The 7,424-nt window shown below is 71.9% G+C and carries 8 protein-coding genes; 6 read left to right on the top strand and 2 right to left on the bottom strand.

What is annotated here, in order from left to right; all coding sequences use genetic code 11:
* Nucleotides 1-152: 152 nt before the first annotated feature.
* From BKE38_RS20860 to BKE38_RS20845, 4 genes are read left to right on the top strand one after another with little or no spacing between them, the layout of a single operon-like run.
* Nucleotides 153-1,292, top strand: a complete 1,140-nt coding sequence (locus tag BKE38_RS20860; protein WP_083747733.1) for a polyamine ABC transporter substrate-binding protein — start codon at nt 153-155, stop codon at nt 1,290-1,292.
* A gap of 1 nt (nt 1,293) precedes the next feature.
* The gene (locus BKE38_RS20855) at nt 1,294-2,340 is read left to right on the top strand and encodes an ABC transporter ATP-binding protein (RefSeq protein WP_242662514.1); all 1,047 of its coding nucleotides are present in this window, start codon (nt 1,294-1,296) and stop codon (nt 2,338-2,340) included.
* Complete coding sequence (locus tag BKE38_RS20850) at nt 2,340-3,176, top strand: ABC transporter permease (protein ID WP_076959169.1); 837 nt, start codon at nt 2,340-2,342, stop codon at nt 3,174-3,176. The genes BKE38_RS20855 and BKE38_RS20850 overlap by 1 nt, the downstream gene beginning before the upstream one ends.
* Nucleotides 3,173-3,982 (top strand): ABC transporter permease subunit, encoded by an 810-nt coding sequence (locus BKE38_RS20845; protein ID WP_076959168.1) that lies wholly within the window; start codon nt 3,173-3,175, stop codon nt 3,980-3,982. Before BKE38_RS20850 ends, BKE38_RS20845 begins: the two co-directional genes overlap by 4 nt.
* Here the strand turns inward: BKE38_RS20845 and BKE38_RS20840 are convergent.
* Nucleotides 3,979-5,193, bottom strand: a complete 1,215-nt coding sequence (locus BKE38_RS20840; protein ID WP_242662513.1) for an MFS transporter — start codon at nt 5,191-5,193, stop codon at nt 3,979-3,981. The genes BKE38_RS20845 and BKE38_RS20840 overlap by 4 nt on opposite strands.
* A 167-nt stretch (nt 5,194-5,360) precedes the next feature.
* Here BKE38_RS20840 and BKE38_RS20835 point away from each other — a divergent pair, with 167 nt between their 5' ends.
* Both BKE38_RS20835 and BKE38_RS20830 read left to right on the top strand, forming a co-directional pair.
* On the top strand, nt 5,361-6,563 hold the full coding sequence (locus tag BKE38_RS20835) for a pyridoxal phosphate-dependent aminotransferase (RefSeq protein WP_076959167.1): 1,203 nt from the start codon (nt 5,361-5,363) through the stop codon (nt 6,561-6,563).
* Between the two features lies 1 nt (nt 6,564).
* On the top strand, nt 6,565-7,029 hold the full coding sequence (locus tag BKE38_RS20830; RefSeq protein ID WP_076959166.1) for a GNAT family N-acetyltransferase: 465 nt from the start codon (nt 6,565-6,567) through the stop codon (nt 7,027-7,029).
* A gap of 6 nt (nt 7,030-7,035) precedes the next feature.
* Here BKE38_RS20830 and BKE38_RS32280 read toward each other — a convergent pair.
* The coding region (locus tag BKE38_RS32280; RefSeq protein ID WP_165694246.1) for a hypothetical protein at nt 7,036-7,424 on the bottom strand (389 nt) is incomplete at its 5' end.

Raw genomic sequence — 7,424 nt, 5'->3', positions numbered from 1 at the left:
ATTAAATACGTTATCTATCGACGTCAAGAAAAAAATCCTATTATGGCGACGATCCCGTTGGCAGCGTTCTTGCGCCGTGGACCGGCGGCCGGACGGCGCGTAGGTTTCTGCGCTTCGGCGCCGCCGCCCCTCCAGCCCCCAGGAATGACCGCATGCTTCGCCGCCTGCTCGCCGCCGCTGTTCTGGCGGCCCCCTTCCTGGCCCTGCAGCCCGGCAGCGCCGCCGCCCAGCAGGCCAGCCCGCCCGCCGCGCCGGCGCCGGGCCAGACGGTGCTGAACGTCTACAACTGGTCGGACTACATCGACCCCTATGCCATCGCCCGCTTCCAGCGCGAGACCGGCATCCGCGTGCGCTACGACGTCTTCGACAGTCTGGAGACGCTGGAGGGCAAGCTCTCCGCCGGGCGCTCCGGCTATGACGTGGTGGTGCCGACCAGCGAGCCCAGCTTCTCCCGGCTGGTCCGCGCCGGTGCGCTGCGGCCGCTGGACCGGGCGGCGATCCGCAACTGGGGCAACCAGGACCCCGCGCTGCTGCGCCAGGTGGAAAGCTCCGATCCCGGCAACCGGCATGGCGCCATCTATCTCTACGGCACGATCGGGCTGGGCATCCGGCCGGACAAGCTGCGCGAATTCGCCCCCGACGCGCCGCTCGACAGCCTGGACCTGCTGCTGAAGCCGGAGAATGCCCGGCGCCTGGCGCGCTGCGGCATCGCGGTGATGGATTCCTCGATCGACGTGATGCCCAGCGTGCTGCGCTGGCTCGGCCGCGACCCCAACACCACCGAGCCGCGCGACCTGCGCGCCGCCGAGGACGCGCTGCTGGCGATCCGCCCGCAGATCCGCGCCATCACCGCCAGCGGCAACCTGATGGACGCCCTGGCTAATGGCGAATACTGCGTCGTGCTGACCTATAGCGGCGACGTCATCCAGGCCCAGGCCCGCGCGCGGGAGGCCGGGCGCGGCGTGCAGATCGGCTATGTCGCGCCGAAGGAAGGCGCGCAGCTGTGGTTCGACATGCTGGCCATCCCGGCCGATGCGCCGAACCCGGAAGCGGCGCAGCGCTTCATCGACTTCCTGCTGCAGCCCGACGTCATGGCCGGCATCACCAACCAGGTGCGCTATCCCAATGCCATCCCGGCCTCGCGCCCGATGGTCGATGCCGCGGTGCGCGACGACCCGAACGTCTATCCGACGGCCGAGGCGCTGACCCGCACCTTCACCGTCAATGCCCTGGCGCCGGCGGCCGAGCGGGCGCGCAGCCGCAGCTGGGGCCGGTTCAAGGCCGGTCGCTGAGGTGCTGCTGTCGCTGCAGGGGCTGAGCAAGCGCTTCGGCGCGACGCTGGCGCTGGACCATCTCGACCTCGCCGTCGCCGCCGGTGAGTTCCTGACGCTGCTCGGCGGCTCGGGCTCGGGGAAGTCGACCCTGCTGCGGGTGATCGCCGGCTTCGAGGCGGCGGATTCAGGAAAGATCCTGCTGGAAGGCCGCGATTTGGCGCCGCTGCCGCCGCATGCGCGGCCGCTGAACATGATGTTCCAGTCCTATGCGCTGTTCCCGCATCTCTCCGTCGCCGACAATGTTTCTTATGGTTTGAAGCGCGACGGCGTCGCCAAGCCGGAACGTGCCCGACGCGTCGAGCAGGCCTTGGCCATGGTCGGGCTGGAGGGCTTCGGCGGGCGATCTCCCCAAAAGCTGTCGGGCGGCCAGCGACAGCGGGTCGCGCTGGCCCGCGCCCTGGTGAAGCGTCCGCGGCTGTTGCTGCTGGACGAGCCGCTGGGCGCGCTGGACGCCAATCTGCGTGAGCGCACCGGCTTTGAACTCCGGGCCCTGCAGCGCGAGACGGGGGCCGCCTTCATCATGGTCACGCATGACCAGCAGGAGGCGCTGGCCTTGGCCGACCGCGTCGCCGTGCTGGAAGGCGGGCGGCTGGTGCAGCTGGGCCCGCCGCGCGCCGTCTATGACCAGCCCGCCACCCGCTTCGTCGCCGGCTTCCTGGGCGGCGCCAATGTGCTGGAGGGGATGCCGGACGGGCAGGGCGGCTTCGACTGCCCCGGGCTCGGCGTGACGCTGCGTCCCGCTGTCGCCATCCCCGCCGATTGCCGCGCCTGCGCGCTGCGGCCGGAGCGCATCGCCCATCTGGCGCATGCCGACCGCCCCAACAGCTTCGACGGCATCGTCGAGGACGTGGCCTTCCGCGGCGATGACAGCCTGCTGCTGGTGCGGGCCTCCGGCGGCGCCCTGCTGCGCGTCGGCCATGCCGAGGAGGACGGCCCGCCCCCCGAGCGCGGCAGCCGCATCGCTTTGGGCTGGGAGGCGGCGGCGCTGGTGCCGCTGCACAGCTGATGCGGCGGTTGCTGCCGCTGGCGGGCGGCGCCTGGCTGGCCGGTTTCGTGGCCGCGCCGCTGCTGGTGGTGCTGGTCCTCGCCATCTCCACCGCCGCCGAGGGCGTGCCGCCTTTCGACCTGCCCTGGATCGGCGGCATCAGCCTCGATGCCTTCTCGCTTGTCCTGACCGACGGGTTCTATGTCGAGTCCCTGGGCGGCGCGCTGCTGGTGGCCGGGGGCGCCGCGACGCTCTGCCTGCTGCTGGCCTTCCCCATGGCGCTGGGCCTGACCCGGGCGCGGCCCACCTGGCGCGGGCCGCTGCTGTTTGCGCTGCTGCTGCCTTTCTGGACCGGCTTCCTGCCGCGCATCGGCGCCTGGATCGGCCTGCTGCGCGACGAGGGCTGGGTCAATACCGTGCTGGAGAACCTCGGCCTGATCAGCGCGCCGCTGCCGCTGCTCTATTCCTGGCCGGCGCTGTTCCTCGGCATGCTGCACGCTTATCTGCCGTTTGCCGTGCTGCCGCTCTATGCCTCGCTGTCGCGGCGCGACCCCGTGCTGGAGGAAGCCGCGGCCGATCTCGGCGCCACCCCCTGGACCGTCTTCTTCAGCGTCACCCTGCCGCTGGCCATCCCCGGCGCGGCGGCGGCTTTCCTTCTCGTCTTCATCCCGGCGGCAGGGGAATACGTGATCCCCGAGCTGCTCGGGCCCCCGGGGACGCCCATGGTCGGCCGGGTGCTGTGGCAGGAATTCTTCCAGAACCGCGACTGGCCGACGGCGGCGGCCCTCGCCGTGCTGCTGCTGGCGCTGCTGCTGGCGCCGATCCGCCTGTTCCAGCGCCTAGGCACCCGCCGATGAGCCGCGGAAGGCTGACCGCCGTCTTCCTGGCCCTGGGCCTCGGCTTCCTCTGGATGCCGGTGCTGCTGCTGGCAGGCTATGCCTTCAGCGCCGACCGGATTCCCTTCCAATGGGGCGGGTTCTCGCTGCGCTGGTTCGGCGTGCTGGCGGCCAATGAGCGCCTGGTCGAGGCGGCGCTGCTGTCGCTGCGCGTCGCCTTCGGTGCGGCGACGCTCGCCGTGCTGCTGGGCGGCACTTTCGGCTGGGTGCTGGCGCGGCGCGGGCCGTTCCGCGGGCGGGCGATCTTCGGCGCGCTGGCCGGCGCCCCGCTGGTGCTGCCCGACGTGGTGATCGGCCTGGCGCTGCTGCTGTTCTTCGTGCTGCTGCAATCCGGCCTCGGCTGGCCGGCCGAGCGGGGCGCCACCACCATCCTGCTGGCCCATGCCACCATCGGCGCCGCCTATGCCGCCGTGCTGGTCCAGGCGCGCCTGGCCGAGCTGGCGCCGGAACTGGAAGAGGCCGCCCGCGACCTGGGCGCGACCCCCGCCACCGCCTTCCGCACCGTCACCCTGCCGCTGATGGCGCCGTCGCTGGCGGCGGGCTGGCTGCTGGCCTTCACCCTGTCGCTGGACGACGTGGTGGTGGCCAGCTTCGTCTCCGGCCCCGCCGGCACCACCCTGCCGATGCAGGTCTTCTCCATGTTGCGCCTCGGCCTGACGCCGGAGATCAATGCGCTGGCCTGCGTCATCCTGCTGCTGGGGGGTGTCGCCCTGGCGGCGGCGCTGCTGCTGCAGGCAGGCCTCCGCCGCCGCACCCGCGCGGATTAAGCTTCGACGGGCTGCTCCGCCTCGGCCCGCTGCAGCATCACCGCGACCCCGAAGATGGCGAGGCCAGCCAGCGTCAGCACGGCGCCGATGCCGCCCGTCGCCGTCCAGCCGAAGCCGGCCACCACCAGCCCGCCCAGCCAGGCGCCCAGCGCATTGGCCATGTTGAAGGCCGAGTGGTTCAGCGAGGAGGCCAGCATCTGCGCATCCGGCGCCACGTCCAGCAGCCGGGTCTGCAGCGCCGGGGTCAGCCCCATGCTGGTGGCGCCGATCAGGAAGATGTTCAGCGTCACGCCGACCACGCTGACCGGGGTGAACAGGAAGCAGAACTGGGCGACGGCGCCCGCGGCCAGCGCGATGCCGATCGCCCGCATCACCCCACGATCCGCCAGCCAGCCGCCCAGCAGATTGCCGAAGATCATGCCGCAGCCGAAGACGGCGAGCATCAGCGGCACATGCGCCGCGGCCAGGCCCGTCACCTCGGTCAGCGTCGGCGCCAGGTAGGTGTAGATGGAGAACATGCCGCCGAAGCCGATGGCGGCGGTGGCCAGCGCCAGCAGCACCTGCGGCCGCAGCATGGCGCGCACCTCGCGCCCGGCGCCGATCGCAGGCCCCGGGCCGATCGCCGGCAGGCAGAGGCGCACCAGGATCGCGCAGACGAGCGCGATGACGGCGACGATGCCGAAGGCCAGCCGCCAGCTGGCCGCCTGGCCGATCCAGGTGGCCAGCGGCACGCCCAGCACATTGGCCAGGCTGAGGCCGAGCAGCACGCGGGCCACCGCGCTGGCGCGGCGCTCGGGCGGCGCGAGCGAGGCCACCACCATCGCTGCCGTGCCCAGATAGGCGCCATGCGGCAGGCCGGCCAGCAGCCGCGCCGCCGAGATGCCCCAGAGCCCGTGGCCCAGCGCGCTGGCCAGGTTGCCCAAGCCGATCAGCAGCGCCAGCCCCACCAGCAGCCCGCGGCGCGGGGTGCGGGCCAGCAGCAGCGCGAAGAGCGGCGCGCCGACCACCACGCCGATGGCATAGGCGCTGATGGTCAGCCCGGCCTCGGGCACGGCGGCCCCGCTGTCGCCGGCGATCTGCGGCAGCAGCCCCATGGCGGCAAACTCGCTGACGCCGAGCGCCAGGGCGCCCAGGCACAGCGCGAGCTCGGCCGCAGCCAACCCATGGGGCAATGCCTGATGGGGGGCGGTATCGGGGGATGTCTTGGTCATGGGCGTTCCTTCCGGCAGGAAAGGACGCTCCCTCGGGACCTGGGCTAGCATGGCCATGCTGCGGAGCAAAGTCTGGTATGGCAGTGCGCAATTCGCTCGGCTGCCGGTTGTCGGGCCGGAAACGGGGGCGTAGGGTCGGCGCGTTTTTTGTCCGGATCGCCATCGCCATGTCCCTGACCGCCGAGCGGCTCGACCGCATCTCGCCGTCCCAGACCATCGCCATTTCCGCCAAGGCGCGCGCGCTGAAGGCCGAGGGGCGCGACATCATCAGCCTCTCGGCCGGCGAGCCCGACTTCGAGACGCCGCGCAACATCAAGGACGCGGCCATCGCGGCCATGGAGCGCGGCGAGACGCGCTACACCGACGTCTCCGGCACCAAGGCGCTGCGCGAGGCCGCCGCCGCGTACTTCAAGCGCGAGCACGGCATCGACTACACGGCGGAGGAGATCGTCGTCTCCACCGGCGGCAAGCAGGTGATCTTCAACGCCATGCTGGCGACGCTGAACGCCGGCGACGAGGCGATCATCCCGGCGCCGTGCTGGGTGTCCTATCCGGACATCGTGGCGCTGGCCGACGGCAAGCCGGTGATCGTGCCGGCCGGGCAGAACCAGGGCTTCAAGCTGACGCCGGAGCAGCTGGAGGCCGCGATCACGCCGAAGACCAAGTGGCTGATCCTGAACAACCCGTCCAACCCGACCGGCGCCGCCTACTCGGCCGCCGAGCTGAAGGGCCTGGCCGAGGTGCTGCTGCGCCACCCGCAGGTCTGGGTCTTCACCGACGACATCTACGAGAAGCTGGTCTATGGCGGCTTCAAGTGCAGCACCATCGTCGAGGTGGAGCCGCGGTTGAAGGACCGCACCATCACCATGAACGGCTGCTCCAAGGCCTGGGCGATGACCGGCTGGCGCATCGGCTTCGCCGGCGCCCCGCTGAAGCTGGCCAAGGCGATGGACAAGCTGCAGAGCCAGTCGACCTCGGCCACCTCCTCGATCAGCCAGGCGGCCGCCGTCGAGGCGCTGAACGGCCCGCAGGATTCCGTCGAGGCCATGCGCGTCGCCTATGAGCGCCGCCGCGACCTGGTCGTCGGCCTGCTCAACAAGGCGGCCGGCATCCACTGCCTGACGCCCGAGGGCGCCTTCTACGTCTTCCCCTCGATCCATGGCTGCCTGGGCAAGACCAGCGCCGCGGGCCGCAAGATCGAGACCGACGAGGATTTCGTCACCGCGCTGCTGGAAGAGGAAGGCGTCGCCGCCGTGCACGGCTCGGCCTTCATGTTCCCGGGCCATTTCCGCATCAGCTACGCGACCGACGACGCCTCGCTGACCGAGGCCTGCACGCGCATCCAGCGCTTCTGCGCCGGCCTGAAGTAAGGTGACGACCCCGGAGGGGCGGGACCTCCCGCCCTTCCGCTTCCAGCCGGCGGCGGAGGCGGATTTCGAGCGGCTGCTGGAGCTCTCGGTCCGCACCATGCGGCCGCAGCTGGAGGCGCTGGGCCGCTGGGACCCGGCGCGGCGCCGCAGCCGGATGCGCGCCAGCTTCTCGCCCATGGCCAGCCGGTTGATCGAGGCCCCCGACGGCACGCTGCTGGGCTGCGTCTCGGTGCATGACCACGAGGACCATAGCGAGGTCTGCCAGCTCTATCTGGAGCCGGCGGCGCAGGGCTCCGGCCTCGGCCGCGCGGTGATGCTGGCGATCATGGACGAGCGGCCGGACCTGCCGCTGCGCATCGAGGTGCTGAAGGGCAGCCGCGCGCTCCCCTTCTACGAGCGGCTGGGCTTCAAGATCACCGCCGAGCAGGAGGTCGACTGGGCGATGGAGCTGCCGCCCCGGGCGTGATCGCCCTCAGCGGATCAGCAGCATCCCGACCACGGCGCCGCCGCGCATGTCGAAGCGCGGCACGGCGCCATCCTCATGCCCGTAGAGCAGGCCGCGCATCCCGCCCGCGAGCGCCACCTCGCGCGCCGGCGGGCCGTGGCGGCGCAGCACGCTGCTGGCAGTCTGGCTCAACCGCACCCCGCCCAGCATGCCCGAAAAACCGTCTTCCAGCAGCAGGCCGCTGACCACGCCCTCGCGGTCCAGATAGGCGATGACGCCGGGGGCGAGCGGCAGCCGCGCTTGCAGCGGCGAGGCCTCGGGCGCGCCGTCCAGCGGCTCGGGCTGGCCGGCGAAGCCGAGCCGGGCGCGGAGCGCCTCCACCGTCTCGCCCAGCGCGGCGGGGGCGCCTTCAAGCC

The organism is Teichococcus deserti, assembly GCF_001982615.1.
Taxonomy (GTDB): Bacteria; Pseudomonadota; Alphaproteobacteria; order Acetobacterales; family Acetobacteraceae; genus Pseudoroseomonas; species Pseudoroseomonas deserti.
This window is presented reverse-complemented; position numbering and strand designations above follow the sequence as displayed.